Annotated in this window: 23 protein-coding genes and 2 pseudogenes; 13 read left to right on the plus strand and 12 right to left on the minus strand. The window is 65.8% G+C overall.

Annotated features, from left to right (window positions below; all coding sequences use genetic code 11):
• Positions 1-122: 122 nt before the first annotated feature.
• Positions 123-545: a rubrerythrin family protein gene (locus M3A49_RS05240; RefSeq protein ID WP_028202767.1), complete on the minus strand. Its 423-nt coding sequence runs from the start codon at positions 543-545 to the stop codon at positions 123-125.
• A 307-nt stretch (positions 546-852) separates the two neighbouring features.
• Here M3A49_RS05240 and M3A49_RS05245 point away from each other — a divergent pair, with 307 nt between their 5' ends.
• From M3A49_RS05245 to M3A49_RS05255, 3 genes are all read left to right on the plus strand, one after another.
• The gene (locus M3A49_RS05245; RefSeq protein ID WP_028202768.1) at positions 853-1212 is read left to right on the plus strand and encodes a DUF3564 domain-containing protein; all 360 of its coding nucleotides are present in this window, start codon (positions 853-855) and stop codon (positions 1210-1212) included.
• Between the two features lie 242 nt (positions 1213-1454).
• Positions 1455-2243: a DNA/RNA non-specific endonuclease gene (locus M3A49_RS05250; protein WP_266227726.1), complete on the plus strand. Its 789-nt coding sequence runs from the start codon at positions 1455-1457 to the stop codon at positions 2241-2243.
• Between the two features lie 34 nt (positions 2244-2277).
• Complete coding sequence (locus tag M3A49_RS05255; RefSeq protein ID WP_028202769.1) at positions 2278-2538, plus strand: hypothetical protein; 261 nt, start codon at positions 2278-2280, stop codon at positions 2536-2538.
• 24 nt (positions 2539-2562) lie between these two features.
• Here the strand turns inward: M3A49_RS05255 and M3A49_RS05260 are convergent.
• The 3 genes and pseudogenes from M3A49_RS05260 to M3A49_RS05270 all read right to left on the minus strand — a co-directional run bounded on the left by M3A49_RS05260 (position 2563) and on the right by M3A49_RS05270 (position 5428).
• Positions 2563-3803, minus strand: a pseudogene (locus tag M3A49_RS05260) (dienelactone hydrolase family protein).
• Positions 3804-3844: 41 nt separating this feature from the next.
• Positions 3845-4525, minus strand: coding sequence for an HAD family hydrolase (locus M3A49_RS05265; RefSeq protein WP_266227727.1), 681 nt, complete (start codon positions 4523-4525; stop codon positions 3845-3847).
• A 177-nt stretch (positions 4526-4702) separates the two neighbouring features.
• Entirely contained in the window at positions 4703-5428 is a 726-nt protein-coding gene (locus M3A49_RS05270) for a Crp/Fnr family transcriptional regulator (RefSeq protein WP_266227728.1), read from the minus strand.
• A gap of 115 nt (positions 5429-5543) precedes the next feature.
• Between M3A49_RS05270 and M3A49_RS05275 the strand changes: the two genes are divergently transcribed.
• Positions 5544-6083: a DUF962 domain-containing protein gene (locus M3A49_RS05275; RefSeq protein ID WP_266227729.1), complete on the plus strand. Its 540-nt coding sequence runs from the start codon at positions 5544-5546 to the stop codon at positions 6081-6083.
• Between the two features lie 18 nt (positions 6084-6101).
• On the opposite strand, the gene rarD is transcribed toward M3A49_RS05275, so the two are convergent.
• On the minus strand, positions 6102-6995 hold the full coding sequence (gene rarD, locus M3A49_RS05280; RefSeq protein WP_266227730.1) for an EamA family transporter RarD: 894 nt from the start codon (positions 6993-6995) through the stop codon (positions 6102-6104).
• A gap of 465 nt (positions 6996-7460) precedes the next feature.
• On the opposite strand from rarD, the pseudogene M3A49_RS05285 reads away from it, so the two are divergent.
• Positions 7461-8299, plus strand: a pseudogene (locus M3A49_RS05285) (L-histidine N(alpha)-methyltransferase).
• A 67-nt stretch (positions 8300-8366) separates the two neighbouring features.
• On the opposite strand, the gene M3A49_RS05290 reads toward M3A49_RS05285, so the two are convergent.
• Positions 8367-8663: an acylphosphatase gene (locus tag M3A49_RS05290; protein ID WP_254353576.1), complete on the minus strand. Its 297-nt coding sequence runs from the start codon at positions 8661-8663 to the stop codon at positions 8367-8369.
• 127 nt (positions 8664-8790) lie between these two features.
• On the opposite strand from M3A49_RS05290, the gene hpnA reads away from it, so the two are divergent.
• A complete protein-coding gene (gene hpnA, locus M3A49_RS05295; protein WP_266227731.1) occupies positions 8791-9813 on the plus strand; it encodes a hopanoid-associated sugar epimerase in 1023 nt (340 codons plus the stop codon).
• A 109-nt stretch (positions 9814-9922) separates the two neighbouring features.
• A complete protein-coding gene (locus M3A49_RS05300) occupies positions 9923-10552 on the plus strand; it encodes a hypothetical protein (protein ID WP_266227732.1) in 630 nt (209 codons plus the stop codon).
• An 82-nt stretch (positions 10553-10634) separates the two neighbouring features.
• On the opposite strand, the gene M3A49_RS05305 is transcribed toward M3A49_RS05300, so the two are convergent.
• Positions 10635-11813: a glycosyltransferase gene (locus M3A49_RS05305; protein ID WP_266227733.1), complete on the minus strand. Its 1179-nt coding sequence runs from the start codon at positions 11811-11813 to the stop codon at positions 10635-10637.
• On the minus strand, positions 11810-12679 hold the full coding sequence (gene hpnC / locus M3A49_RS05310) for a squalene synthase HpnC (RefSeq protein WP_266227734.1): 870 nt from the start codon (positions 12677-12679) through the stop codon (positions 11810-11812). Before hpnC ends, M3A49_RS05305 begins: the two co-directional genes overlap by 4 nt.
• A gap of 408 nt (positions 12680-13087) precedes the next feature.
• Between hpnC and ispH the strand changes: the two genes are divergently transcribed.
• On the plus strand, positions 13088-14032 hold the full coding sequence (gene ispH, locus M3A49_RS05315; protein WP_028202780.1) for a 4-hydroxy-3-methylbut-2-enyl diphosphate reductase: 945 nt from the start codon (positions 13088-13090) through the stop codon (positions 14030-14032).
• Positions 14033-14044: 12 nt separating this feature from the next.
• Positions 14045-15196: an adenosyl-hopene transferase HpnH gene (gene hpnH / locus M3A49_RS05320; RefSeq protein WP_266227735.1), complete on the plus strand. Its 1152-nt coding sequence runs from the start codon at positions 14045-14047 to the stop codon at positions 15194-15196.
• Between the two features lie 76 nt (positions 15197-15272).
• On the opposite strand, the gene M3A49_RS05325 is transcribed toward hpnH, so the two are convergent.
• The 3 genes from M3A49_RS05325 to M3A49_RS05335 form a co-directional block, all read right to left on the minus strand.
• The gene (locus tag M3A49_RS05325) at positions 15273-17246 is read right to left on the minus strand and encodes an SMP-30/gluconolactonase/LRE family protein (RefSeq protein ID WP_266227736.1); all 1974 of its coding nucleotides are present in this window, start codon (positions 17244-17246) and stop codon (positions 15273-15275) included.
• Positions 17247-17533: 287 nt separating this feature from the next.
• On the minus strand, positions 17534-17740 hold the full coding sequence (locus M3A49_RS05330; protein WP_028202784.1) for a YbdD/YjiX family protein: 207 nt from the start codon (positions 17738-17740) through the stop codon (positions 17534-17536).
• A 26-nt stretch (positions 17741-17766) separates the two neighbouring features.
• Positions 17767-19854: a carbon starvation CstA family protein gene (locus M3A49_RS05335; RefSeq protein ID WP_266227737.1), complete on the minus strand. Its 2088-nt coding sequence runs from the start codon at positions 19852-19854 to the stop codon at positions 17767-17769.
• A gap of 338 nt (positions 19855-20192) precedes the next feature.
• Between M3A49_RS05335 and M3A49_RS05340 the strand changes: the two genes are divergently transcribed.
• Positions 20193-21686 (plus strand): cache domain-containing protein, encoded by a 1494-nt coding sequence (locus tag M3A49_RS05340; RefSeq protein WP_266227738.1) that lies wholly within the window; start codon positions 20193-20195, stop codon positions 21684-21686.
• A 2-nt stretch (positions 21687-21688) separates the two neighbouring features.
• The gene (locus M3A49_RS05345) at positions 21689-22354 is read left to right on the plus strand and encodes a response regulator (protein WP_254353698.1); all 666 of its coding nucleotides are present in this window, start codon (positions 21689-21691) and stop codon (positions 22352-22354) included.
• 67 nt (positions 22355-22421) lie between these two features.
• Here the strand turns inward: M3A49_RS05345 and M3A49_RS05350 are convergent, their stop codons facing one another.
• Positions 22422-23030: an MlaC/ttg2D family ABC transporter substrate-binding protein gene (locus M3A49_RS05350; protein WP_254353567.1), complete on the minus strand. Its 609-nt coding sequence runs from the start codon at positions 23028-23030 to the stop codon at positions 22422-22424.
• 242 nt (positions 23031-23272) lie between these two features.
• On the opposite strand from M3A49_RS05350, the gene M3A49_RS05355 reads away from it, so the two are divergent.
• Both M3A49_RS05355 and M3A49_RS05360 read left to right on the plus strand, forming a co-directional pair.
• Positions 23273-25900, plus strand: a complete 2628-nt coding sequence (locus tag M3A49_RS05355) for an MMPL family transporter (protein ID WP_266227739.1) — start codon at positions 23273-23275, stop codon at positions 25898-25900.
• The gene (locus M3A49_RS05360) at positions 25897-26958 is read left to right on the plus strand and encodes a VacJ family lipoprotein (protein WP_266227740.1); all 1062 of its coding nucleotides are present in this window, start codon (positions 25897-25899) and stop codon (positions 26956-26958) included. Before M3A49_RS05355 ends, M3A49_RS05360 begins: the two co-directional genes overlap by 4 nt.
• The last annotated feature ends 29 nt before the right edge of the window (positions 26959-26987 follow it).

Genomic DNA, 26987 nt, shown 5'->3' on the forward strand with positions numbered 1-26987 from the left:
AGCCAAATACGCGGCTAGGTGGGCGCGCGCGAACGCGCGCCGGTGCTTGCCCGGCACGCGAAACAAAAAGCGCGCGCGTCATGGCTGCGTGCCGTCAGGCACGCAGCGACGCCCGGCCCGCCTCAGTCCGCCAGCACGTCCAGCGCCTTCGTATAGCGGTTGGCGTGGCTGCGCTCCGCCTTGGCGAGCGTCTCGAACCAGTTCGCGATTTCGTCGAAGCCTTCGTCGCGCGCGACCTTGGCCATGCCGGGATACATGTCGGTGTATTCGTGCGTTTCGCCCGCAATGGCCGCCTGCAGATTCTGACGCGAGGTGCCGAACGGCAGCCCGGTTGCCGGGTCGCCTACCGCTTCCAGATATTCGAGGTGGCCGTGCGCGTGGCCGGTTTCGCCTTCAGCGGTCGAGCGAAACAGCGCCGCGACATCGTTTTGTCCTTCTACGTCGGCCTTGGCCGCGAAATACAGATAACGGCGGTTGGCCTGTGATTCGCCGGCAAATGCATCCTTGAGGTTCTGTTCCGTCTTCGAGCCCTTTAGCTGTGCCATCTGTGCCTCCATCGTTCGACCTGAAATGTGGGGACGCGACGCCATTCGCCTTCGTGCAATGCAGCATGCGTGGGCGAGTTCGCCGCACTATCAATCTAGGTTGTGGCGTTTGCGTTCCCAATTGTGAATTTCAATCCCGGTGATAGCGTAGCCGGGTTTACGCGGGCAGAAACGAGCGCAAACAGGGCCGCTCCAGGCACGCGCCATGCGTGCGACCATCTGTCCTGCACTCTTCACTTTGCGCGCGCGCGGAGTCGTCCTAGACTTGGAAATTGCCGACGCGCCCGATCAATTTTGCGGAGATGCCATGCGACTTACGATCCTGATCAACGGTTCCGATCCGACCGTCAATCACGACTATGCAGTGCTCTGGCTCGACACCGACCAGCAACGCTGGTCCCGCGAGTCTCACGAAGGGATCGACCTGCCAGAATGGGGTGAATTGCGCGACACGAATGGTGTCACATCGCTCTGCGCACCGCTCGAAAACGAGCCGCTGTGCACGCTACGCGGCCTGCACGTGAACCGCCGCCAGGAAATCAGTTCCGCACACGGCGACGCGACATGGTCGTGCGAAACCTCGCACTCGCCAATGGAAGGCCAATGGCGCCTCCAGGCCGTGGACCGCCAGATGGTCCGCGCCGAGCATTCGCTTTTTGCAGGCTGAGTCGTTGTTGATGATTTGACCGATTGAATGCAGGCGGCATCATTTGCCGCCTCGCTCCTCGCGCAGCAACGCAACGCTGCCGCGCTCATTGCATCTGTTTGTGCGTCACCTCTCGCTTGCGCCCGCCCTTGAGCGGGCGCGCGTTTTTTTGCGCCGCGTTTTTCTCCCGCCTCCACGCGCCGCCATGTGCCCGCTATACTTTCAGCCCGCTTGATCCCACCCCAGTCCAGCCTGTCCTTTCGATGAAGAAGCTGTTTGCCTCGCTTGTTGCCTCCCTGCTGCTCGCCGCCGCGAGCCATGCAATCGCCGCACCGGCCTGTTCGCAATTCGTGCCCGACGGCCAGTTCCCGACGCTCACGAATCAGCGCATGGCGCCGAAAACGCGCATGCTCTGCTATTCGGATTTTGTCGTGCTGCATTCGGGCGTCACGCACGGGCCGCTGTGGTCCGCCGAGCATCTCACGCGCGATCACCTCGAAGCCGCGAAGGACATGACGCGCACGAACCGCTTCTTCGAAGACGACCGCCTGCCCGAAGGCGAAGGCGCGACGCTCGCCGACTACAAGCGCAGCGGCTTCGACCGCGGCCACATGAGCCCCGCGGGCAACCGCTGGAACGCACAGGCCATGGCGGAATCGTTTTCACTCGCCAACATGGTTCCGCAGAATCGCGACAACAACCAGCGCCTTTGGGCCCATATCGAAACCGCCGTGCGCAAGCTCGCGTCGAAGTATGGCGAAGCGTATGTCGTGACCGGCCCGCTCTTCACGGGCGCACAGCTCCAGACGATCGGCGCAACGCGCGTGCTCGTGCCGACGCAGATCTTCAAGGTCGTGTACGTGCCTTCGCAGCAGCTCGCGTTCGCAATCGTCGCGGACAATACGGCTGTCGATCGCTACGACGTGCGCTCGGTACGCGATCTCGAAGCGCAGAGCGGCATTGCGTTCCCGGGCATTCCGGCGAATGTCGCGGCAAAGGAAAAAGTCTCATTCAATGGCCGCGGCTTTGCCGTGAGCAAATGGGGCTGGTAGGCGCGCCCCCGTCACGCAGAAGGAGGATGGAACGGTGTTCGACGCATACGCAAATGACAACGACGTGCTTAACGTACAAGGCGACGCGCTCACGCTCACGAACGGCACGACGCGCGTGACGCTCGCCGGCACGCTGGAACTCACGCGCGACAAGCGCGGGCTCGCCGCCGCGCTGGCGCTGAAGGCGGCGCTCGACGACGTCGTGAAGAAACTGCAGGCCGACCCGCACCTGCCCGCGAAGGTCGCCGACGAGCCGGACCAGAAGCCCGGCGTCGTCGACAATCCGTTCAACTGAGCAGGCGCGCGCGAAACGTGCGCGTTAGAAAGGCTTGCCTTCGCTCTCGCTCCAGGCGCGCGCCATGAGCGTGTTCGAGGGCAAAGTTTCGTCGAGCAGCTTCTTCGCGCTCTGCGCACCCGCGATCGGCAGGCCGGTGGGATCGATCGCGCCGATCTGCGCGAGCACCGAAGCCTGGTCCCAGTAGATGTGCTCGTTATAGAGCTTGTTGCCGCGAAAGCAGATCACGGCGAGCATCGGCACTTCGAAGTATTTGCCCGTGGGCGCGAGGCCCGGCAGCAGCCAGTCGATCTCGCGGTCGTGCGTGCAGCAGAAGATGAACTCGTCCACCACGCGGTCCGAGCCGATCGTGCGCGAGATCGGGATGAGGCGCGTGTCCTCCGGGTTCGAATGCACGAAGTGGTGCGTGTAGAAGCGCTTGAGCTCGTCGTGGCCCACGCCGCCCGTCATCGTGGGAATGTGGTTGACGTAGGGCTGCGCGACCATGGTCGGCATCACGTCGCTCGGGTTGCGCGCCACGAATTCGTGATAGCAGTGCTCTTCCCACAGCGCGTTGAAGTCGTAGATCGGGCCGAGCACTCGGCGCAGCATGGCGAGCGTGCGCGAGTAGGCCATCATCGTGGCGGGCTTGTCGTACGTCTTGCGCGAAGACGAAGCGAACGCGTGATCACAACCCGGATACGTATACAGCTCGGCGCCAGGCTTGCCCGCCAGCGCCTGCGTGATGCGCTCGCGCGTGGCGGCGTCGCAGTGGGCGTCGTCGGCGCCGAAGTGCAGCATGAGCGGACACGTGATGCGCGAGGCTTCGTCCAGATGGTTTTCGAGGCCCACGGCGTAATAACCGATCGCGCAATCGACATCGGTGCGTGTCGCGCTCAGGTACGCGAGCTTGCCGCCCAGGCAGAAACCCACCACGCCGGCCTTGCCGCGGTGCTGCGCATGCGCGCGCAGCGCGGCAAGCGTTTGCGCCACGTCCTGCATCGCGAGATCGACGTCGAAGCGCTCATAGAGCGAGAACGCCTTCTGCGCGTCAGCGCCTTCGTAGCCGAGATCGACGTTCGGCTCCAGACGCCAGAACAGGTCCGGCACCATCACCACGTAGCCTTCCTCGGCGTAGCGGTCGGCGAGCGCGCGCATGACCCGTTCACGCCGAAGATCTCCTGCAGCAACACGAGGCCGGGGCCGCTGCCCTCGGGCGGCAGCGCCGTGTAGGCGCGGAATTCGCCGCCGTCGTGCGACTTCACCTGAGTCCATTGTCCGTTCATTGGGGCTGTCTCCTCTCTTGGGTGCAGTTAGTTGCCGTAGGTTAGCGTCGATCTCGCGCCGCGGCAGCGCGTCGAACCATTCGCGCCGCGCCGAAGCCGCCCGCCATCGCGAGCGGCGGCAGCGCCGACTCGCCGCGTATCCATGCGTACTGCGCCAGCTCGGTCATTTCCTTGTCGCCGCGGCTGTCGCCATAAGCGTAGAGCGTGGCGGGCGCGTTCTCCCCCCACCACGCGCGCAGCCGCGCGACCTTCTCCGGCCCCCAGCAGTTGTTGCCCGCCAGATGGCCCGTGTACACGCCATCGCGCCATTCGAGCTCGCTCGAGAGCACAGTGCCGATGCCGACTGTCTTTGCCCACATGCGCAGATAGATCGACGGCGACGCGCTCACCAGCACGACCTCATGTCCGAGCGCCTGGTGTTCGGCCACGCGCGCGAGCATGTCGGGGCGCAGCAGTGCGGGGAGACGGCGCTCGACGAAGCGCTGCGCGGCGGCTTCGAGCACCTCGCGCCGCACGCGTCCCAGCGCGGCGTACAGGAAGCGCGCCTTGGTCGGCCCGCGCGACGACCAGCCGAGCGGGACGCCGATGAGCGAAGGCAGGCAGCGCAGCGCGGCGGCGGTGAAGCGGGCGGGGCCGGCGGCGTCGAGCATGAACGCGCGAAAGCTGTCGGACGTGGTGATGGTGCCATCAAAATCGAATGCGGCGACGACGCGGTCGTTCATGAAGCGATATGAGCCTGACGTGGAAGGGAAAGGCGACGCGGCTGGGCGCGCCGAACGGGCGTCATTGTCGGCGCAAACGCGATCCGGCTGCAACGCGGCCCAGGCGCGCTGCGCGATGTTGACGTAATTCGTCAACATGTATCGATATGGACGTGCATGGATGCCGAAGCCTGAGCGTCATTGCGCGTTTGACGCCAGACCCGCGACATCGACGATCTCGATTTCGCCGTAGCGCAACGCGAGCCACCCCTCGCGCTCGAACTGGCGCAGGATCTGGTTCACCGTTTGCCGCGAGAGCGCGAGCATCAGCGCGAGATCCTCCTGCGGCACGTTGATCACGCGGCGCGCGCACGGCATGCCTTGCGTACCGGCCGCCTCGCCGTACTCGTTCGAGAGCAGCAGCAACCGGCGCGCCACGCGCGCGGAAGCGCCCAGCAGCGCGGTTTCCTCGATCGCGTCGAACGCGAGACGCAGCTTTTGCGCGAGGAGCAGGCCAAGCGCGTGCCAGTATGCCGGCGTTGCGTCGAGCAGCGCCACGAGCGCCGCGCGCGGCATGTGAAAGAGCGTGGAGTCGCGCTCGGCGTAGGCGTCGTGCGTGCGCGCGCCGCCGTCGAAGAGCGCGATCTCGCCGAACCAGTGCGCCGGCCCGACCACGGCGAGCAGCGCCTCGCGGCCCGCGACGCTCGCCGCCCCCACGCGCACCGCGCCTTCCAGCACGCAGTAGAGACCGTCGTCGGCGTCGCCGCGCATGAAGAGGCGCTCGCCCGCCTGCAGCGTGCGCACGCGCCCCGCCGCGCGCAGCGCGTCGCGCAACGGTTCGGGCGCGCCGCGAAACCACGCGCTGCGCTCGAGCGCGGCGGACGGCGGACTGGCGGTGACAGGCGGGATGGAACGTGAGGTCATCGGGACAGGGTGAGCGGGGCCAGGCGAGTCACAAAGCGGCGCAATTGTCGGCTAGCCGAAGGTTTGCGCTCGTCAGCCCGACGATCATAATGATTTTGGAGACAAAGAGACACCCATGAGAAACCTGACCGAGCAACTCACCCAGTACGCGGCCTATCACCGCGACGCGCGCAACATCGGCACCCATTTCATCGGCATTCCGCTCATCGTGCTCGCGCTTGCGGTGCTGCTTTCGCGCCCGGTGATCGCGCTCGGGCCACCGGTTCCCGTCTCGCCCGCGTGGCTCCTGTTCGGCGCCGCGACGCTCTACTACCTGGTGCTGGACGTGCCGCTCGGCCTCATGATGGCGCTCGTCTGCGTCGCGTGCGTGGCCTTCGGCGCCTGGCTCGCGCAGCAAGGCACCGCCGCGTGGCTGGGCGGCGGCGTGGCGCTGTTCGTGGTCGGCTGGATCCTCCAGTTCGTCGGGCATATCGCGTGGGAGCATCGCAAGCCGGCCTTCGTCGACGATCTCATCGGCCTCATGATCGGCCCGCTCTTCGTGCTCGCCGAAGCGCTCTTCGGCATCGGCTGGCGCCCGGAACTGCGCGCGGCGATCGAGGCGAAGGTGGGACCGACGCGCATCAATCCGCCGCGCGCCCGGGAAGCGCGGCAGTAATCGGCCGTTGAACGGTCCTCAGCGCTCGAACCGTATGAGCCGCGCCGCGTGCACTGCCGTGAGCGCGACGGCGAGCCAGATCGGCACGTAAGTCCTGAGCTGGCGCATGCCGAGGTGCTCTCCCAGCAGCGTGACCGAAACGATCACGAGCAGCACCGGCTCGACATAGCCGAGGATGCCGAAGAGCGCCATCGGCAGCAGCCGGCTCGCCTTCAGGTACGAGGCGAGCGCGACGGTGCTGAGCACGCCGAGTCCGGGCAGCAGCACGAAGGCGAGGAACTTGTGCGCATCGAGCAGCGCGAGCGAGCCGCCCGCACGCGCTTCGATCAGCGCCACCGGCACGAGCAGCAGCATTTCCACGGCGAAGGTGACGAGCGAATCCGCGTGAATCTTGCGGCGCAGCACGAAATACGGCGGATAGCCGAACGCGACGAGCAGCGTGGGCCACGAGAACGCGTGCGTCGCCCACAACTCGTGCGCCACGCCCACAGCGGCGCACGCCACGGCGAGCCATTGCAGCGGTTCGAGGCGCTCGTGATAGTAAAAGCGCCCCACCAGCACCATGATGAGCGGCAGCAGGAAATAGCCGAGCGACACCTCCAGCATGCGCCCGTGCAGCGGCGCCCACAGAAACACCCACAGCTGCGAGCCCAGCAGCGCGGCGCTCGCCACCAGAGCGAGCGCGGTGCGCGGCTCCTTCACCATGCGCGCGACGAGCGCGCGCAACTGCGGCGCGCGCTTGCGCAGCACCAGCAGGGCCAGCGCGCCGGGCGCGGTCCAGATCACGCGCCACGCGAAAATATCGAGGCCGCCGAGCGGCGCGAGCAGGAGTGTATAGGCCGACATCAGCGCGAACAGCGCCGAAGCGCCCACGGAAAGCGCAATGCCGCGCCTCGGTTCGTACTGGTTCATCGGGACACGCGCTGACGGAAAGCGAAAACGCAGTGATCGCGAGCGGCGCGGTGCGTAGTTTTCGCACGCGCGGGTAAAAAGGTTGTCATTTGAATTGGATATTGAATAAGGCGCGGGCCGGCGAAAGCGTCGGCGAGACCGCATTCTAGTCGCGTTTGGGCGGCGGCAGGCGGCGCAAACCCACGCCGGACAAGGCGGGCACACGCCGTGCGCGCTCGACGATCTGGTGCAGGCCGAGCAATTTTGTCCGGCAGATCAGGCCACGATGGACTAGAACGTAAGTCTCGCCACGCCAGCCCGCCGTCGCCTTAACTGGCTGGAATTCGTGGCTGGAATTCGCTTCGACGAGCGAGATTTCACCAGGGCCGCTGGAGCCGCGCCCGGCTTATCCCGGAGCGCCACGCCAACGCCCGCCGCTGCGATTCACGACGCCGTCCCCAACGTCCAACGCCCCCTGGAGCCCGCATGCCATCTTCTGCGCCCCGCCACGCCGTTGCCGACCCCGCCAGCGCATTTGCCCTTTCCCCCGCCGCCAGCGCATTTGCCGCCGAAGTGCGCGCCGGTTTGATGCGCTCGCCGCAAAAGGAACTGCCGTCGAAGTATCTGTATGACGAAGTCGGCTCGGCCCTCTTCGAGGTCATCACCGTGCTGCCCGAATACGGCGTCACGCGCAGCGAAGAGCGCTTGCTCACGCGCTACGCGTCCGAGATCGTCGAGGCGCTGCCCTCCGACGTGAAAGTCGCCGAACTCGGCAGCGGCAGCGGCCGCAAGACGCGCCGCATTCTCGAAGCGCTTTGCCGCAAGCGCCCGACGTCGTACTGCCCGATCGAGATTTCGCGCACCGCGCTGCAGCTGTGCCGGCGCGAGCTGGCCGACATCGAGCGCATTTCGATCGTCGGCTACGAGCGCGACTATCTCGCCGGACTGTCCGAAGTGAGCCGCCAGCGCAAAGAGGGCGAGCAACTGCTCGTGCTCTTTCTCGGCAGCACGATCGGCAACTTCGCGCGCCTCGCGGCTACGCGCTTCCTGCGTGACATCCGCGCGATGCTGCGTCCCGGCGACACGCTGCTGCTCGGCACCGACCTCGTCAAGCCCGTGGACACGCTGATCGCCGCCTACGACGACGCCATCGGCGCCACGGCCGCGTTCAACCTGAACCTGCTGTCGCGCATCAACCGCGAGCTGGACGCCGACTTCGACCTGCACGACTTCGAGCACGTCGCGCCGATGCGGGCTTCGAATGCACGCGTCAGTGGGTCGAAAAGGAATGGGGATTCGCGGAGAGCCTGGTGGCCGTGAAGTAAGCGGCGTCCGAAACGAAAAAGCGGTGCGCCAAGATGCCTGGCGCACCGCTTTTTTATCGGGCGATGTTCAATGCTGCTCGAAGCGTTCGTAACGTTTTTCGCTCAGGCGTTCCTCGCTTTCCACCGAACTGACATGCGCGGCCGGTGGCCCGTGGCGCAGCCACGAAAGCATGCGGTCCACCTGGTTCGCCGTGCCCTGGATCACGGCTTCGACTGAGCCATCCTCCATGTTCGCGACGTAGCCGCGAATGCGCAACGCGTGCGCCTGGCGCACCGTCGCGTGACGAAAACCCACGCCCTGCACCGTCCCGCGCACGCGCACGTAATACGTTTCGAGGCGCGTATCCAGATCCGGTTCGCTCATTGTTCGTTTCTCCATGCAGGCTTTACGGTCGGCATTGTAGACGCCAACGCGCGCACGCGCCGCCCCGCGGCACGTACAATCCGTGCCACGCCGCCGCGCCGACACCGAACATGGAAACGACCCAGCAATGACCGACACCTCCCGAGCCAACCGCGATCTCGTGCTGATCACCGGCGCGTCCGGCTTCGTCGGCTCGGCCGTCGCCCGCATCGCGCAGGAAAAGGGCTATGCCGTGCGCGTGCTGGTGCGCGCGACGAGCCCGCGCAAGAACCTCGAAGCGCTCGACGCCGAAATCGTCACCGGCGACATGCGCGACGCCGCCTCCATGCGCCGTGCGCTCGACGGCGTGCGCTACCTCTTCCACGTGGCCGCCGACTACCGCCTGTGGGCGCCCGATCCGCACGAGATCGAGCGCGCCAACCTCGAAGGCGCCGAGGCCACCATGCGCGCGGCGCTCGACGCGGGCGTGGAGCGCATCGTCTACACGAGCAGCGTTGCCACGCTCAAGGTCACGAGTTCGGGCAACTCCGCCGACGAAACCTCGCCGCTCACCCCCGAGCAGGCCATTGGCGTGTACAAGCGCAGCAAGGTCCTTTCCGAGCGAGCCGTGGAACGGATGATCGAGCGCGACGGCCTGCCCGCCGTGATCGTCAATCCGTCCACGCCGATCGGACCGCGCGACGTGAAGCCCACGCCCACGGGCCGCATCATCGTCGAAGCGGCGACGGGCAAGATTCCCGCGTTCGTCGACACCGGCCTGAACCTCGCGCACGTGGACGACGTGGCAAACGGCCACTTCCTCGCGCTGGAACGCGGACGCATTGGCGAGCGCTACATCCTCGGTGGCGAGAATCTGCCGCTGCAGCAGATGCTCACCAACATCGCCGGCATGGTGGGCCGCAAGCCGCCCACGATCGCGTTGCCGCGCTGGCCGCTCTACCCGCTCGCGATGGGCGCGGAAGCCGTGGCGCGCTTCACGAAGCGCGAGCCGTTCGTGACCGTCGATGCGCTCAAGATGTCGAAAAACAAGATGTATTTCACGTCGGCGAAGGCGGAACGCGAACTGGGTTATCGCGCGCGGCCGTATCGCGAGGGCCTGAAAGACGCGCTCGCGTGGTTCCGCGAGGCCGGCTATCTGAACGCCAAATGAGGGAAGCCGAGGAAACTGTTACAACTTTTCTTGCGACATGCGTACAACGCCTGAAGGGCAATGCGCGCAAGCTGCGGGTAGAATCGCGGGTCTTACCTGAGAAGCTCGCATGAATCTTCAAGACCAGATTGGCGTGCTCGAAGCGGGCGTCGATCAGCTCCTTCAGGCCGCCGCCGCCGCGCACGCACCGCGCGCCGATGAACGCGCCGCCGCAGTTCCCCAGCAGGACACTCCCATTGCAAGCAGCGAAGCGGAGCAAGCCGTCGCTGAGCAGCCGCACACCGTCGCCGTCGATACGGCCGCGGAGGGTGCCGATGCCGCGGCCGCAGAACCCGTTGAAGCCGTCAATGCAACCGTGACCGACACTGCCGAAGCCATCGAACCCGCTGCCGAGGCGGCCAACGCTGCGTCTGCGCAGCACGAATTGCACGTGGCGCGCCCGTCGCAAAACGAGATCACGCTGACGATCGGCGGCCAGACGGTGACGCTCAACGCGCTGCAAGTCGGCCAGATGATCGAGGAGCTGGCGAACGCACGCGCTTCGATGCAGCCCGAACCGCCGCCCGGCATTCCGCAAGGCTGGCGTTTCGCATCGACGAAGAATCCGATGATGGCCGTGCAGAAACAATCGAGCGGCGACCGCCTGCTGGTGCTGCGGCACACGGGCCACGGCTGGGTGCCGTTCACGTTCTCGCCCGACATCGTCGTGCAGATGTACATGCTGCTCACGCAGCGCTAACGCGCGCGCGGACACCATCAAAATAAAAAAAGCCGTCGAAACCGACGGCTTTTTTTATTGGCGGCGCCTGGTTACGAGCGCCTCAACGCCCCTGCACCGGCGCCTGCACGCGCGCCTTCCACTGACCGCCCTTGCCGCGCCAGAAGCGCCATGCCGACGCGAACGTCGCACCCACGTAGAACAGCGCGACGAGCGGCAGGAACGGCGCCCACAGCGGCGAGCGCCGGTAGTAGGCGAGCATGGGCGCGTAGGCGCAGCACATCAGCGCCCAGGCGATCCACGCGGGCCAGCCCTGCGGCCCGAGCACGAGCGCGACCACGGGAGGCGCGAGATAGATGACCGTCATGCCGAGCAGCGTGCCCGCCAGCTGCCACGCCGAGTAATGCAGCTGCGTGAAGGCCGTGCGCGCGATCATGTTCCAGATGTCTTTCCACGAATCGTACGGGCGCAGCGACACGCTCTTCGCGGCAATGTCGAGCCGGATCGGGTGATGCCCTTCGCCGCGATGCTTGATGCGCGCGGCGAGGCTGCAGTCGTCGATCAGCTCGGCGCGGATCGACTCGATGCCGCCCGCCTCTTCAAGCGCCTGGCGGCGCACCAGCATACAGCCACCGGCCGCGGCCGCCGTGCGGTTCTTCGGGTTGTTGACCCACGAGAACGGATAGAGCTTCGCGAAGAAGAACACGAACGCCGGTATCAGCGCCTTTTCCCAGAAGGAATCGCAGCGCAGCCGCACCATCAGCGAGACGAGGTCGCGGCCTTCGGCCTGCGCGCGCACCACGAGCTGCGCGAGCGCTTCGGGCGGATGGCCGATGTCGGCGTCGGTGAGGAGCAGGTAGTCGGCGGGCAGCTTGAGCGTGCGCACCGCCTCGATGCCCTGCGACTGCGCCCACACCTTGCCCGACCAGCCCGCCGGCAGCGGCTTGGCCGTAATCACGCTGAGCTTTTCCGGGCGCTGCAGCGCGAGCGCGGCGGCGCGCGCGGCTTCCGCAGTGCCGTCGGTGCTGTGGTCGTCGATCACGATCACGTGAAACTCGCCGCCGTAGTCCTGCTGGAGCAGCGAGCTGACGGCCTCGCCGATCGCGTCGGCCTCATTGCGCGCCGGCACCACGGCGCACGCGGCAGGCCACCCGGCCGCGGGCTCGACGATCGGCAGCGGCTCGGCCGGGCGGGCGCGCCAGAAACCGCCGCGCCCGAACAGCAGCACGAGCCAGATCAGCAGCGAGAGACAGGAGACGGCAAACAGAATGGTCGTAGTCATGCGTTGTTACTCTCGATCGAAGGGGCGCGCACGCCCACGCGGCGCGACAGCCACATGGCCGCCGTGCGCAGAAGCACCACGGCCCAGTCGGGTGCGCGCAGCGCAGGCCGCGCGCGGAACACATCGTAGTCGTTACGCTCGATGACTTCGAGCATGCGCAGGCCGCCGTGCACGACGCTGCAGAGTTCGAGGCCGAAGCGCCCCGGCACGCGCAGTGCGAGCGGCGCGCCGCTTACCATCAGCGCCTTCGCCCGCGCCACTTCGTTCGACATCAGCCCGCGCCAGGCGTCGTCCACGACGCCAGCGGCGATCTGCGGCTCCGTCACGCCGTAGCGCTGAAGATCCGCGAGCGGCAGGTAAATGCGGCCGCGCGCCCAGTCGGCGCTCACGTCCTGCAAGAAGCTGACGAGCTGCAAGGCGGTGCAGATCGCGTCGGAATCGGCAAGATTCTCGGGCGTTGCTGCGTGGATCAGATGCAGCATCAGATGGCCGACCGGGTTCGCCGAACGACGGCAAAAGTCCAGCAGTTCGAAGCGGTCGGCATAGCGCGTCGTGTCGATATCCTGATCGAACGCCGCGACGAGGTCGTAAAACGGCGCGAGCGGCAGGCGGCACTCGCGCACCACCTCCGCGAGCTGCGCAAACAGCATGGGGTGCACGCGCGCGGGCCGGCCTTCGGCCACGGCATTCAGGCCTTCGCGAAAATCGGCGAGGCGCGTGTGGCGTTGCTCCGGGCTCCAGTCGCCTTCGTCCGCGATGTCGTCGAGCGTGCGCGCGACGTGGTAGATCACGCCGACAGGCGCGCGCAGCGCCTTCGGCAGCAATACGCGCGCTACCGGAAAATCGTCGTAGTGGTCGGGTTCCATCAAGGCGTCCAGAATGGGGTCGTATCCCCGGGCGCCATCCAGGCGACCCGCAAGACGCCATATTTTAAGGGTTCCCGGAGTATGTTGCACCGCGCAACGCCCGGACGCCGGCTTCGGGCGCCGTGCTGCCCAGCGTGCGCGACGCGCGTTGCGCGGGCCGTGGGAGCGCCACGCAGCGGGCTTTTCGGGAAAAATTGGACGCTAACCGGGCTGCGCCGTCGCGCGCACGCCGCACTTGCGCGTGCTCCACACAGCAAACGAAAGGCGAAGGGGTTAAAATGCGCGTCTGGTTTTTACTCCGTCACCCCTTTGGCGGATTTTTGCATCCTTAATAATTAGACAGCCGCAGGCGATCAGGTCATTTTTACCGATTCGCTCGCCTTTGCGGCAGTCGGAGTTCGCCACCTTATGCGAGTGATCCTTGCCCAACCCCGCGGCTTTTGTGCGGGGGTTGTCCGCGCTATCGAAATCGTCGATCGCGCACTGCAGAAACACGGCGCGCCGGTCTACGTGCGCCATGAAATCGTCCACAACCGTCACGTGGTCGAAAACCTGCGCAACAAGGGAGCGCGTTTCGTGGAAGAACTCGACGAAGTGCCTGAAGGCGCCGTGGCGATTTTCAGCGCCCACGGCGTGGCCAAGACCGTGGAACGCGCCGCCGAGGAACGCGACCTCGACGTGCTCGACGCCACCTGCCCGCTCGTCACGAAGGTTCATGTGCAGGGCCGCCAGTACGTCGCGGCGGGCCGCACGCTGATCCTGATCGGCCATGCCGGTCACCCTGAAGTGGAGGGCACGATCGGCCAGATTCCCGGCACCGTGCTGCTCGTGCAGAGCGAAGCCGATGTTTCGAAGCTCGATCTGCCGCTCGATGCACCGCTCGCATACGTGACGCAAACCACCCTTTCGGTGGACGACACGCGCGGCATCATCGACGCGCTGCTCGCGCGGTTCTCCGACATCGTCGGTCCGGACACGCGCGACATCTGCTACGCGACGCAGAACCGCCAGGCAGCGGTGCGCGAACTGTCTGATCAGGTGGACGTTCTGCTCGTCGTTGGCGCGACGAACAGTTCGAACTCGAATCGTCTGCGCGAGATCGGCAGCGAAACGGGTGTGCCGAGCTACCTCGTCGCCGACGGCTCGGAAGTAAAGGCCGAGTGGTTCGCCAATGTGCAAACGGTCGGCATCACGGCCGGCGCATCGGCGCCTGAAGAAATGGTTGAGAACGTCATTGACGCGCTGCGCGCGTTGGGGCCTGTCGAGGTGTCGACGATGGCGGGCCGTGAAGAAAAAGTCGAATTCAAGCTGCCGTCGAAGCTCTTGCAACCGCTCGTCGCGCGCGAAGTTTAAGGAGGACACGTTTTGTCTATTCCGCTGCTACAAAAAGTCCGCGTTGGTTCGTATATCTTCCGCCAGCATTTCAGCGGCAACAAACGCTATCCGCTCGCGCTCATGCTCGAGCCGCTGTTCCGCTGCAATCTCGCCTGCAATGGCTGCGGCAAGATCGACTATCCGGATCCGATCCTGAACCAGCGCCTGTCGCTGGAAGAATGTCTCGAAGCCGTCGATGAGTGCGGCGCGCCGGTCGTTTCCATCGCAGGCGGCGAGCCGCTCCTGCACAAGGAAATGCCGCAGATCGTCAAGGGCATCATGGCGCGCAAGAAGTTCGTGTATCTCTGCACGAACGCGCTGCTCATGGAAAAGAAGATGGACGACTACCAGCCGAACCCGTACTTCGTCTGGTCAGTGCACCTCGACGGCGACCGCGAAGCGCACGACCACTCGGTCTCGCAGGAAGGCGTGTACGACAAGGCCGTCGCGGCGATCAAGGAAGCCAAGCGCCGCGGCTTCCGCGTGAACATCAACTGCACACTGTTCAACGACGCCGTGCCCGAGCGCGTGGCGAAGTTCTTCGACACGGTCGGCGAGATCGGCGTGGACGGCATCACGGTGTCGCCGGGCTATGCGTATGAGCGCGCCCCGGACCAGCAGCACTTCCTGAACCGCGACAAGACCAAGAACCTGTTCCGCGAGATCTTCAAGCGCGGCAACAACGGCAAGAAGTGGTCGTTCAGCCAGTCGAGCCTGTTCCTCGACTTCCTGGCCGGCAACCAGAGCTACCAGTGCACGCCGTGGGGCAACCCGGCGCGCACGGTGTTCGGCTGGCAAAAGCCGTGCTATCTGGTCGGCGAAGGTTACGTGAAGACCTTCAAGGAGCTGATGGAAACGACCGACTGGGACAAGTACGGCACGGGCAAGTACGAGAAGTGCGCGGACTGCATGGTCCACTGCGGCTTCGAAGCCACCGCCGTGATGGACACCGTCGCGCATCCGCTCAAGGCCGCGCGCATCGCCCTCTCGGGCCCCCGCACGACGGGCGCGTTCGCGAAGGACATCCCGCTCGAAGGCGCGCGTCCGGCTGAGTACGTGTTCTCGCGTCACGTCGAGATCAAGCTCGAAGAGATCAAGAACTCGGCCAAGACGAAGAAGCCGGCCACGGTCGCGGCGAGCTAAAGCGGTTTTCGCCACAGGCGAATGAAACGCGAAAAGGGCGCAACGGTTTTAGCCGTTGCGCCCTTTGTCTTTTTCGTCACTTCGCGCTGAATGGCGACACCGTTGCATTCGCTGTGGTCGTGCTCGCCGCCGCAGGCGTCCACCGGTACACCACCGCGCTCGCAGCGTTGTAGTTGTCCTTCGTCACGACATACTCGCCCGTCGAGCGCCGATACGCGCGCAGCCCGTACATCGAATCCACGTCATTGCCCACGTACACCGCGTTCGAGTTGCTGTTGATGAGCGTCGTGTCGATCGCGCCCGTGGTGAGGTTGAACGCATCGATGTTCGGCACGGTGTGCACGTAGCCCACGAACAGATAGTTTCCGGCGGCCGCAATCGATTTGGGATTCGCACTCGTGAGCGTGATCGCCGGATTCGGTGCGCTCGTATTGCCCGCGAGCCAGCCGTGATACACCTCGACGCGCGTGCCGACCGCCGTCCAGTCGGTGATGCTCGCGTCCTCACCCGTGAGTATCATCGTGTCGCTTTCGGGCAGATAGACGATGCGGGTGAGCCGCGAGATCGTGGCGGGAATCGGCGTGGTGGTCGCGGCGCCCCAGAGCGGCTTGCCGGTCGAGTCGAAGCCGGACAGCGGGTAGTGGGAAATGACGTTGGTCTTGTCGAGGCCGACCCACAGATCGCCCTTGCTGTCGAGACAAAAGCCGTTGCGCACCGGGGCTGTCGTATTGAACGCCGTTCCCGGCAACGTGTAATCCGGAATCGCGATATAGCCGCTCGCCGCATTGAAGTGGAAGAAGTAGAACGTATCGGGATTCTGGCCGGCCGCCACGAGAATGCGCTGGCCGCCCACGCTCGCCACCTGCGCGAAATGCTCGCCGCGCGCGGTGTCGGCGAGATTGATGCGCGGGTCGGACGGATACGTGATCGGGTCGATGGTGTTGGCCACGAAGGTGCCCCCAGCCGTGCCCGAATAGAGGTTCATCCCGCCGTAGAACAGCGTGCCATCGGTGCCCGGATCCGGCGCCGCGTTGCCTTCGAAGTTGAGCGACTGAAGCTTCCAGCGCAGCGTGCCGGTGCCGTCGTAAGCCTGCAGATCGGTGCCGCCGTTGCGGCCGAGGTCCCACGAGCCGCCCCACGGATTGTTCAGCACGTACAGCGTGCCCGCGGAATCCTTGCCGATGCCGACCACACGCGTAAAGCGCTTGTCGCCCACCTGCCCCTTGATGCCCGTGGTCGTGTCGAGATAGCCGCCCAGCACGCCGAACGTGCCGGTTTGCGAAGGCGTGCCCGCTACGCTGAAGGTCTTGATGTTCATGTCTGGACCCGAGTCGCCGATCATCAACTGTGAGGTCTGCGAATCGAAATACAGCGACGACGGCCGCGCCGTGGACGCCAGCTGGATCGTGTTCAGGAGCTGGCCACCGGCGCTGAATTCGAGCACGGCGCCCGCGCTCTTCTGGGCGACCCAGAGGTTGCCGCCCGCGTCGAGCGTCAGCGCGCCCGGGCCCGCCACGCCGATATCGCGTTGCCAGACGCCGTCCGTGGTGTACACGCGCACGCGGTTGCCGGGGAAATCGCTCACGTAGAGCAGCGAGCCGGAGGTCGCGAGTCCGGTGATGACATCGGCGAGCTTTTCGGTCGTATCGGCGCTCGCGGCGATCAGCAGGTCGCGCGCGCCGCTCGTGCGGTTGTAGCGCCCCACGTTGCCGCTGCCATACGTGGCGTTGTACTGCATCGCGACGAACAGCGAAGTCGCGTTGCCCGTGATTGCGCCGCCCTGGAAGTCGCCGTGCCCGCCGATCGAACCCAGGTTCTGGCCGTTCTGGTAGATCGCCACGCCGCCTTCGTTCTCATCCCACATCGACGACGTGTAGATGACGCCTTCGGGCGCGACCCACATCGAGCGGGCCACGTTGCCCACGTGCGTCGCGTTGGTGCCATAGGTGTTCGCAATCCAGTCGGTGGAGTATTGCGCTTCGCAAACGGGCGTAACCGTCGCGGTGAGAGCGGCGGCAAGCCAGGCTGCGCCGATTCGATGCAAGTTCATGAAAGATTTTCTGATTCGTACACCTTACGGTGCAACGGTTGAAGATGCGGCGTTGCCCACGCGGCAAACGCGCAGTCTGATTCCCGACGATTCGAATCCGTGCGCGCCGCCGCGCGCGGCGTCATGCGTCGAACTGGTGTGGAACTTCGTCAAAGTTAACGGCAGCCGCACTGCAAGAATTGAGTGCTTTTTGAGCGAACGCCGAGCCGCGAAGATTACAGGCGTAAAAAAGGCGCGACGGCCTTCGCCGTCGCGCCTCATGCTGAACGTATCCGCTCAGTCGGCAGTCAGCAGCACTTCCCTGCGCCCGACCCATAGCGGGCGTTTTGCCGCTCGCGGAAAAACTCCTCGTAGGTCATGACCGGGCGGTCGGGATGCGTCTCGCGCGCATGCGCGACGTAGCCCTCGTAGTCCGGCAAACCGACCATCAAGCGCATGGCCTGGCCGAGATAGCGCCCGGCCGTCTGTACGTTGTCGCGAAGTCCCGAGAACATGATGTGCTCCGTTCAGTAACGTCGATTCAATGCACGCGATTCGTCACGGCCGCCGCGCCGCCAGCCGGCATCGCCTGATACGGCGTTTCCTGCACGGTCGGACGGTCGATGCGGCGCGCACGCGCAATCGCGATCAGGCCATACACAACGATGCTCACCACAACGAAGATAAACAGGCCCGAGAGCGCGGCATCGACGTAGTCGTTGAAGACCATGCGCTGCATCTGCTCGAGCGACTTGGCGGGCGCGACGATCTTGCCATCCGCGATCGCCGCCGACAGCTTCTGTGCGTGCGCGACGAAACTCACCTTCGGGTTGCTGTCGAAAATCTTTTGCCAGCCCGCCGTGAGCGTGCAGATGAGGAGCCACACCGTAGGCAGTGCCGTGACCCACGCGAACTTCTCGCGCTTCATCTTGAAGAGCACGACGGTGGCGAGCATGAGCGCGATGCCGGCGAGCATCTGGTTCGAGATGCCGAAGAGCGGCCACAGCGTATTGATGCCGCCAAGCGGATCGACCACGCCCTGGTAGAGGAAGTAGCCCCACGCGGCCACGCACAAGGCCGTGGCAATCAGGTTGGCCGGCAGCGACTCCGTGCGCTTGAGCGACGGGTGGAACGTGCCGAGCAGGTCTTGCAGCATGAAGCGGCCCGCGCGCGTGCCCGCGTCGACGGCGGTCAGGATGAAGAGCGCCTCGAAGAGGATGGCGAAGTGATACCAGAAGGCCATCATCGCCTCGCCGCCCACCACCTGGTGCAGGATCTGCGCCATGCCCACGGCCAGCGTCGGGGCGCCGCCGGCGCGCGCGACGATGGTCGTTTCGCCCACGGCCTGCGCGGTGTGCGTGAGCATCTCCGGCGTGAGCACGAAGCCCCAGTGACCCACGGTTTGCGCGACGGCGTCCGGCGTCGTGCCAAGCACGGCGAGCGGTGCGTTCATCGCGAAGTACACACCCGGCTCGATCACCGAGGCGGCTACGAGCGCCATGATCGCGACGAACGATTCCATCAGCATCGCGCCGTAACCGATGAAGCGCGCGTTGGTTTCGTTATCGAGCAGCTTGGGCGTCGTGCCCGACGAGATCAGTGCATGGAAACCCGATACCGAACCGCATGCGATCGTGATGAAGAGGAACGGGAACAGGTTGCCGGACCAGACCGGGCCCGTGCCGTCGATGAACTTCGTGAAAGCCGGCATCTTCAGTTCCGGCGCGACGATCAGAATGCCGATCGCGAGCGCGAGAATCGTGCCGATCTTGAGGAACGTCGAGAGGTAGTCGCGCGGCGCGAGCAGCAGCCACACCGGCAGCACCGAAGCGACGAAGCCATAGCCGATCAGGATCCAGGTGAGCTGCGTGCCCGTGAACGTGAACCAGGCTGCCAGCGTGGGCGAATCGTGCACGTGCTGGCCGAAGGCGATGGAAGCCATCAGAAGGACGAAACCGATGATCGAGATTTCCCCGATCTTGCCCGGGCGGATGTAGCGCACGTACAGGCCCATGAAGATCGCGATGGGAATCGTCGCGGCCACCGTGAACGTGCCCCACGGCGAATTCGTGAGCGCCTTCACCACGATCAGCGCGAGCACCGCGAGAATGATGATCATGATGAGGAAGGTGCCGAACAGCGCGATCACGCCGGGCACCGGGCCGAGTTCCATCTTCACGAGGTCGCCCAGCGAGCGGCCGTCGCGGCGCGTGGAGAGGAACAGCACCACGAAGTCCTGCACGGCGCCCGCGAACACCACGCCGGCGAGAATCCACAGCATGCCGGGCATGTAGCCCATCTGCGCGGCCAGCACCGGGCCCACGAGCGGACCCGCACCCGCGATCGCCGCGAAGTGATGGCCGAACAGCACGTATTTGTTGGTGGGCACGAAGTCGAGCCCGTCGTTGTGGCGCACGGCCGGCGTCATGCGCAGGCCGTCCAGCTGCAGGACCGTGCTCGCGATGAAGCGGCTATAGAAGCGATACGCGATCAGATAGACGCACACGGCGCAGATCACGATCCACAGTGCGCTGATTCGCTCGCCGTGCGCGAGCGCGATGGTGCCAAACGCGAACGCGCCAAGCAGCGCGACCAGCGTCCAGACGACAAAACTGGATGTCCGACTCATGCGGTGTCTCCATTGTGTTTTTAGCTTTGTGTCCGGCATCGGAACCGGACCCTCGCGCGCCGTCCACAGCATCGTGGCGAGGGCGGCGCATGCATGACGCATTGCGCCATGTCGTGGGCGGTAGTATTCGCTTTCAGACCGTCAGCCACAACCGGACAACTACGTAAGCGCGCTACGTAGAACTACGTAGGGAAGGCAACAGTTAGTTGCGTGCGCAACGATAGTCGTACCCGGCGCGCAACGCGTCGCGCAAGGACACCCTCTCGCGCGGCGCGTAAATTGGCGCCTGCGCCGCGCGCGCCCGGTTATGCTTGCAGACTCAGCTTCCGAACGCCGTCATGCCCGCCCCATTTTTCTTCGCCGATCGCCGCCTGAAGACGAAAATCTTCCTGCTCGCGGTCGTGCCATTCCTCGCAGCCATTGCAGGCATCGGGATCGGCGTGCGCCAGCAGGCCACGCAGCTCGCGCAAACGCAGCACGCGACCATGCAGAGCGCCTATCTGTCGAGCAAGGAGATCGAGCTGCGTCACTACGTGGAGCTGGCCACGAGCGCCATCGCGCCGCTCTACGCGCCCGAGGAAAACGCCAGCGCCGCGTTGCCCGCCCCCGAGAGCGAAGCCGACCGCCAGCTGGCCGCGCTAGCCGTGCTGCAGAAGATGGACTTCGGCCCCGACGGCTATTTCTTCGTCTACGACATGCACGGACGCTCGCTCATGCATCCGCGCGAACCCGCGCTCGTCGGCCAGGATCTCTGGAACCTGCGTGACCCGCAGGGCGCGCTCACGATCCAGCAACTGATTGCCGCAGCCCAGCGCGGCGGCGGCTACGTGCGCTATATGTGGCACCGGCCGTCCACGGGCAAGCTCGCGCCCAAGCTCGGCTATGTCGTGCCGCTGCCGCGCTGGGGCTGGATGATCGGCACCGGTATCTATCTCGACGACGTCGATTCGACGCTCGCGCACATCGACGAGCGCGCGTCCGCGAATATCGAGCACACCATTCAATGGCTCGGCGTGATTGCACTCGCGGGCGTGCTCGTGATCGCGCTCGGTGCGCTCGTGCTCAACGTGAGCGAGCACCGCAGCACTGACGCCAAACTCAAACGCCTCGCGCAGCAGGTAGTCGAGTCGCAGGAGCAGGAGCGGGCGCGGCTCTCGCGCGAACTGCACGACGGCATCAGCCAGATGCTCGTTTCGGTGAAGCTATTGCTGGAGTCGGCGCTGGCGCGCTTCGAGCGCGGCGAAACGCGCGTGCCTGCCGCCGAAGCGTCGCTCGCCACCGGCCTCTCACGTCTTTCCGACACGCTGCGCGAAGTGCGCAGCATCTCGCACGCCCTGCGCCCCTCGATGCTCGACGACCTGGGCCTCGCCGCCGCGCTGGAGCAACTCACGCGCGAGATGGCCGAGCAAACGGGCATCGAGATCGCCTTCACGCAAGCCCCGCCGAAGCCTGCGAGCCGCAAGGCGCCGGTGCCCGCGCTGCCGGACGCGGTCAATACCGTGCTCTTTCGCATTGCGCAGGAAGCGCTCACCAACATCGTGCGGCACGCGCAAGCGGCGCGCGCCGCGCTCACGCTGGAGGTCGCCGGGAGCGGCGTGACACTCGGCGTTGCCGACAACGGCCGCGGCTTCGACGTGGCGCACGCGCTGGCCGACCCGCGCGCGGGTCTGGGCCTACGCAACATGCGCGAGCGCCTGGAGGCGCTGGGCGGCCGCCTCGACATCACCTCGCAGCCTGGCCATACGCTCGTCACCGCGTGGGCGCCTATTGCGTCCAATACGGCGTCCAATGCAGCATCCCGAGCCGCCGCTGTATCAGGAACGCCGACATGACGATGACGAATGCAAACGTGAACGACTTGACCAGCCCCGGTGCCAGGCCCGCGCGCCTCGTCCTCGTGGACGACCATCCGCTCGTGCGCGACGGCCTGCGCGCACGGCTCGAAGCCGTGCCGGGTTTCGAGGTGGCAGGCGAAGCGGGCAACGCCGACGAGGCCATCGCGCTCGCCGCGTCGCTCGAACCCGATCTCGTGCTGATGGACGTGGGTATGGCCGGCGTGAACGGCATCGCGCTCGCGGGCATTTTCCACGAGCGCTTTCCGGCCATCCGCGTGTTGATGCTGTCGATGCACGACAACGTCGAATACGTGACCGAGGCGGTGCGCGCGGGCGCGAGCGGCTACGTGCTCAAGGATTCGCCGGCCACCGAGATCATCCGCGCGATCGAGGCGGTACTGGCCGGGCGCACGTATTTCAGCGCGGGCTTGAGTGCACGCATGATCCAGGCGTCGGCGCGCAGCACGCCCGTCGAGCGTCTCACGCCGCGCGAGCGGGATATTCTCGACGCGCTCGCGCAAGGTCTTTCGAGCAAGCAGATCGCGCAGCGCGAGGGGCTTTCGGTGCGCACGGTGGAAACGCACCGGCTCAACCTCAAGCGCAAGCTGGAGATCGAAGGCCAGGCGGAGTTGATCAAGTTCGCGGTGGAGTACCGCAGAAAGTGAAACGGGCGCTCCGGCTTACCCGGAGCGCCCGCAAAGTCACAGTGCGTGTGCAACCACCGATCGACGATCAGCTGCGCGCGTTGTGGTCGACGAGGAACTTGATGAGGCCGTCGATGCCGCCCTTGGCGATCTGGTCGGCAAATTGCGTCTGGTAGACCTGGATCAGCCACGCACCCATCATGTTGATGTCGTAAATCTTCCAGCCGTTGGGCGTTTGCGCGAGACGGTAGTCGATGGCGTCGTCGCCGCCGTTGCTGATCACATGCGACTGCACCACGGTGTCTTTCGCGCCCCCACCGGTGTTCGAGGGGGCGAACTTGAAGGTCACCTGGGTATCGCGAAGTTGCGAGAGCGACGAGGCGTACGTCTTCACGAGCAGGAGTTGAAATTGCTCATACAGCTTCTGCTGCTGTTCGGGCGTAGCCGTCGCCCAAGGTTTGCCAACGGCGATCCGCGTGGTGCGTTTGAAGTCGGTGGCGGGAACGAAATGGGTCTCGACCACCTGGGTGATCTTGTTCATGTCGCCGCCGCGTGCCTGCGGGTCGGCCTGCATCGCCTTCACGGTGCCCTCCACGGCGGCCTTGACGATGGTGTCCGGCGTGGTCTGCGCGAACGCGGCGCCCGAAACGCCCGTGAAACAGGCGGCGACGAAAAATGCGGTCAGGTAACGTTTCATACGCTCTTCTGGAACAGTGAAATTCAGGCGCCGGTACAGTGCGACTCAGTGCGTGCGGTTACGTGCAAGTGCAATCACGTAACGGTCGCGCCGCCGGCTGAGCCAGTATAACGGCTTTGGCAGATGCGCTGCCGGGGCGCCGCCTGAGCCCAGGTGTGCATGACCCGCGCCGGGACGGGCGGGGCCGGTATACTTGTGCGTTTCGCGTCAAAGAACCTAATTGACAGGGCCCCCTCGCCTGTATGCTGAAGCCATTCATCATTAGCCTCGTCGCCTGGTCGGTGCGCCGCGCGGCGTGGGTGATCACACTCGCGATCGTGCTTGCCGTGCTCTCCGGCGTGTACGTTGCGAAGCATTTCAAGATCAATACCGACGTCAGCGGTCTCGTGGAGAACACGGCCCAATGGGCCGCGTTGAGCGAAGCCAAGGACAAGGCGTTCCCGCAGCGCGCGAGCTCGCTGCTCGTGGTGGTCGAAGCCGACGCGCCCGAGCTTGCCGACGCCGCCGCCGACAAGCTCGCGCAAGCGCTCAAGGCCGACTCGCGCGAATTCAGCGCCGTCTCACAGCCCGCGGGCGGCCCGTTCTTCCAGCACAACGGCCTGCTCTTTCCGTCCACGGCCACCGTGCTTTCGACCACGGGCCAGCTCGTGCAGGCGCGCCCGCTCGTGAACCAGCTCGCGAAGGACCCGAGTCTCGCGGGTCTGGCCGGCACGCTCACGACCACGCTGCAACTGCCGCTCACGATCGGCCAGATCAAGTTGCCGCAAATGGCGAATCTGCTTGGCAGCGCCGCCACCGTCGTCGACGAGGTGCTCGCCGGCAAGCCCGCGGCGTTCTCGTGGCGCGCGCTCGTCGACAAGGACTCGGCCACGAAGCCCGCGTTCGCGTTCATCACCGTGCAGCCGGTACTCAACTTCGCCGCGCTCAAGGCGGGCGCGAACGCGTCGGAGGCGATCCGCACGACCGCCGCCTCGCTTCATCTCGACAGCGAATTCGGCGCGCGCGTGCGCCTCACGGGCGAACAGCCGCTCGCCGACGACGAGTTCGCCTCGGTGCAGGACGGCGCCGCGCTCAACGGCGTGATCACGCTCGTCGTCGTGCTCGTCATCCTGTGGCTCGCGCTGCGCTCGGGCAAGCTGATCGGCGCAACGCTCATCACGCTCGTGATCGGTCTCGTCATCACGGCCGCGCTCGGCCTCATGATGATCGGCTCGTTCAACATGCTCTCGGTCGCGTTCATGGTGCTGTTCGTGGGGCTAGGCGTCGATTTCGGCGTGCAGTTCGGCGTGAAGTATCGCGAGGAGCGCTTTCAGGACGAGCGGCTCGACGCCGCGCTCCTCAAGACGGCGCGCACCATCGGCGTGCCGCTCACGCTCGCGGCCATCGCCGTGGCCGAAAGTTTCTTTTCGTTCCTGCCGACCGCCTACAAGGGCCTCTCGGAGCTCGGGCAGATCGCGGGCGTGGGCATGTTCGTGGCGTACGTCTGCAACATGACGGTGCTGCCGGCGCTGATCCGCGTGTTCAATCCCAGGGGCGAGCGCGCCTCGCCGGGCTTCGCGTTCCTCGCGCCCGTCGACAAGTGGCTCGCCGAGCACCGCAAGCCCGTGCTGATCACCACGCTCATCATCGTGGTGGGCGCGACGCCCTTGCTGCTGCATCTGCGCTTCGACTTCAATCCGCTGCATCTTAAGGATCCGCATACCGAGTCGATGGCGACGCTGCTCGCGCTCAAGAACTCGCCGGTCATCTCGATCAACGACGTGAGCGTGCTCGCGCCGTCGCTCGAAGAAGCCGACAAGATCGCCGCGCGGCTCTCGAAGCTGCCGGATGTGGCGCGAGCCACCACGCTCAGTTCGCTGATTCCCGACGATCAGCAGCAAAAGCTCATGCTGATCTCGAGCGCCGCGCAGCAGCTTCTGCCCGCGCTCACGCAGCAGCCGTCCTCGCCCGTGACCGATGAAGTGCGCGTGCAGACGCTCAAGCGCGCGGCCAACCAGCTCTCGCTCGCCGCAAGCGACCATCCGGGGCAGGGCGCGGCCGAGGCGCAGCATCTGTCCGACTCGCTCGCGAAGCTCGCGAACGCGAGCCCGGCCACGCGCGACCGCGCGGAAACCGCCTTCAGCCTCACGCTCAAGCTCGCCTTCGCGCAGCTCGCGCGCCTGTTGCAGCCCTCGAAAATCACGCGTGAGAACCTGCCGCCCGAGATGGCGCGCGACTGGGTGGCACCGACCGGCCAGGCGATCGTGGACATCGCGCCGCGCGTGCCGCCGGGCGTCGATTCCAACGACGACGTGATGCTCGCGCGCTTCGCACACGCAGTGAAGGCGGCGGAGCCGAACGCGATCGGCGGGCCGATCTCGATCCTGCACTCGGCGAACGTGATCATCCTCGCGTTCTTCCAGGCAGCGGGGTGGTCGGTGCTGCTCATCACGGCGCTGCTCTGGATCACACTGCGCAATTTCGGCGACGTGCTGCGCACGATCATTCCTCTGCTGGTATCGGCGCTCGTCACGCTCGAACTGTGCGTCGTCTTCGGAATTCAGCTAAATTTCGCCAACATCATCGCGCTTCCCCTGATGCTCGGCGTCGGCGTCGCGTTCAAAATCTACTTCGTGATGGCCTGGCGCGCGGGGCAAACCGGCCTCCTGCATTCGAGCCTCACACACGCGGTGCTTTTTTCCGCCGCGACCACGGCCACGGCGTTCGGAAGTCTGTGGCTATCGCATCATCCGGGCACGTCGAGCATGGGCAAGCTGCTCGCACTGTCCTTGTTCTGTACGCTGATAGGCGCCGTGGTGTTCCAGCCGGTGCTGATGGGCAAGCCGCGCGCAAAGCGCCAGAGATCGGAAACTCAGGGGATCGACCAATGAAGAAGAATCAAGCCGCGCTCACCATGGCGGCGGCGGGCCTGGCGCTCCTCGTGACGTCGGGTTGCGCCACGGGCCCCGACCGCAAGCCGGGCGATCCGTTCGAGCCCGCGAATCGCGCAATTTTCACGTTCAACGACAAACTCGACACCTACATCGCGCAGCCGGTCGCCAAAGGCTACCAAAAGGTGACGCCGCAGCCGCTGCGCCAGGCGATCACGAACTTCTTCTCGAACATCGGAGACGTCGACAACTTTGCGAACAACGTGCTGCAGCTGAAGATCACCGACGCCGTCGAGGATCTGATGCGCATCGCGATGAACACGACCTTCGGTCTGGGCGGCTTGATCGACTTCGCGACGGCGGCGGGGCTGCCCAAGCATCATCAGGACTTCGGCCTCACGATGGGCCACTATGGCATGCCGGCCGGCCCGTATCTCGTGCTGCCGCTGTTCGGGCCCAGTTCGGTGCGCGACGGCATCGGCATGGCCGTGGACGTGAAGTTCAACGTCATCAACTACTTCGAGCCGGCGGTGCGCAACCCGATGTATCTCGCGGAGTTCATCAGCGCGCGCGCGGACCTGCTCGGCGCAACCGACCTGCTCAAGCAGGCCGCGCTCGACCCGTATTCGTTCGTGCGCGACGCCTACCGCCAGCAGCGTGAATCGCTGATTCGCGGCTCGCGCGGCAGCAATGCGCCGCTGCCCAATTACGGCGAACCGGGCGGCGACGAGACACCGAACGAGAATGGGGCCCCCAATTACGAGGACCCGGGCGAGTCGGGCGGTGCCGGCGGCGCGGGTGGCGCGGCCGCCCCCGGCGCTTCGAACAATGGTCTGCCGAATTACGAGGATCCGGGCGAGGGGAGCGCGGCGGGCGCTGCCGGGGCTGCGGCGACGACGGGTGCGGCCGCGGCGGGCGCGGGTCCGGGTGCGGCTGCGGCGGCCGGCACGGCGGGTGTCGCGGCAGAGGCGGCCGCTTCCGCACCGGCGACGGCATCCGCGCCTCTCGCGCCTTCGGGTGGGACGGCGGTGCCAGCGAAGCCTGCGTCGGCGCCCTGAAAGCAACATAGCGCCCCCGTTTGCGGGCC

It is taken from the genome of Paraburkholderia sp. CNPSo 3076 (assembly GCF_026343935.1).
GTDB lineage: Bacteria > Pseudomonadota > Gammaproteobacteria > Burkholderiales > Burkholderiaceae > Paraburkholderia > Paraburkholderia nodosa.

Bases quoted from the DNA above. Each gene is read 5' to 3' on its own strand.
- M3A49_RS05240 (WP_028202767.1), bottom strand. From the start codon at position 545: ATGGCACAGCTAAAGGGCTCGAAGACGGAACAGAACCTCAAGGATGCA.
- M3A49_RS05245 (WP_028202768.1), top strand. From the start codon at position 853: ATGCGACTTACGATCCTGATCAACGGTTCCGATCCGACCGTCAATCAC.
- M3A49_RS05250 (WP_266227726.1), top strand. From the start codon at position 1,455: ATGAAGAAGCTGTTTGCCTCGCTTGTTGCCTCCCTGCTGCTCGCCGCC.
- M3A49_RS05265 (WP_266227727.1), bottom strand. From the start codon at position 4,525: ATGAACGACCGCGTCGTCGCCGCATTCGATTTTGATGGCACCATCACC.
- M3A49_RS05270 (WP_266227728.1), bottom strand. From the start codon at position 5,428: ATGACCTCACGTTCCATCCCGCCTGTCACCGCCAGTCCGCCGTCCGCC.
- M3A49_RS05275 (WP_266227729.1), top strand. From the start codon at position 5,544: ATGAGAAACCTGACCGAGCAACTCACCCAGTACGCGGCCTATCACCGC.
- rarD (WP_266227730.1), bottom strand. From the start codon at position 6,995: ATGAACCAGTACGAACCGAGGCGCGGCATTGCGCTTTCCGTGGGCGCT.
- M3A49_RS05290 (WP_254353576.1), bottom strand. From the start codon at position 8,663: ATGAGCGAACCGGATCTGGATACGCGCCTCGAAACGTATTACGTGCGC.
- hpnA (WP_266227731.1), top strand. From the start codon at position 8,791: ATGACCGACACCTCCCGAGCCAACCGCGATCTCGTGCTGATCACCGGC.
- M3A49_RS05300 (WP_266227732.1), top strand. From the start codon at position 9,923: ATGAATCTTCAAGACCAGATTGGCGTGCTCGAAGCGGGCGTCGATCAG.
- M3A49_RS05305 (WP_266227733.1), bottom strand. From the start codon at position 11,813: ATGACTACGACCATTCTGTTTGCCGTCTCCTGTCTCTCGCTGCTGATC.
- hpnC (WP_266227734.1), bottom strand. From the start codon at position 12,679: ATGGAACCCGACCACTACGACGATTTTCCGGTAGCGCGCGTATTGCTG.
- ispH (WP_028202780.1), top strand. From the start codon at position 13,088: ATGCGAGTGATCCTTGCCCAACCCCGCGGCTTTTGTGCGGGGGTTGTC.
- M3A49_RS05325 (WP_266227736.1), bottom strand. From the start codon at position 17,246: ATGAACTTGCATCGAATCGGCGCAGCCTGGCTTGCCGCCGCTCTCACC.
- M3A49_RS05330 (WP_028202784.1), bottom strand. From the start codon at position 17,740: ATGTTCTCGGGACTTCGCGACAACGTACAGACGGCCGGGCGCTATCTC.
- M3A49_RS05335 (WP_266227737.1), bottom strand. From the start codon at position 19,854: ATGAGTCGGACATCCAGTTTTGTCGTCTGGACGCTGGTCGCGCTGCTT.
- M3A49_RS05340 (WP_266227738.1), top strand. From the start codon at position 20,193: ATGCCCGCCCCATTTTTCTTCGCCGATCGCCGCCTGAAGACGAAAATC.
- M3A49_RS05345 (WP_254353698.1), top strand. From the start codon at position 21,689: ATGACGAATGCAAACGTGAACGACTTGACCAGCCCCGGTGCCAGGCCC.
- M3A49_RS05350 (WP_254353567.1), bottom strand. From the start codon at position 23,030: ATGAAACGTTACCTGACCGCATTTTTCGTCGCCGCCTGTTTCACGGGC.
- M3A49_RS05355 (WP_266227739.1), top strand. From the start codon at position 23,273: ATGCTGAAGCCATTCATCATTAGCCTCGTCGCCTGGTCGGTGCGCCGC.
- M3A49_RS05360 (WP_266227740.1), top strand. From the start codon at position 25,897: ATGAAGAAGAATCAAGCCGCGCTCACCATGGCGGCGGCGGGCCTGGCG.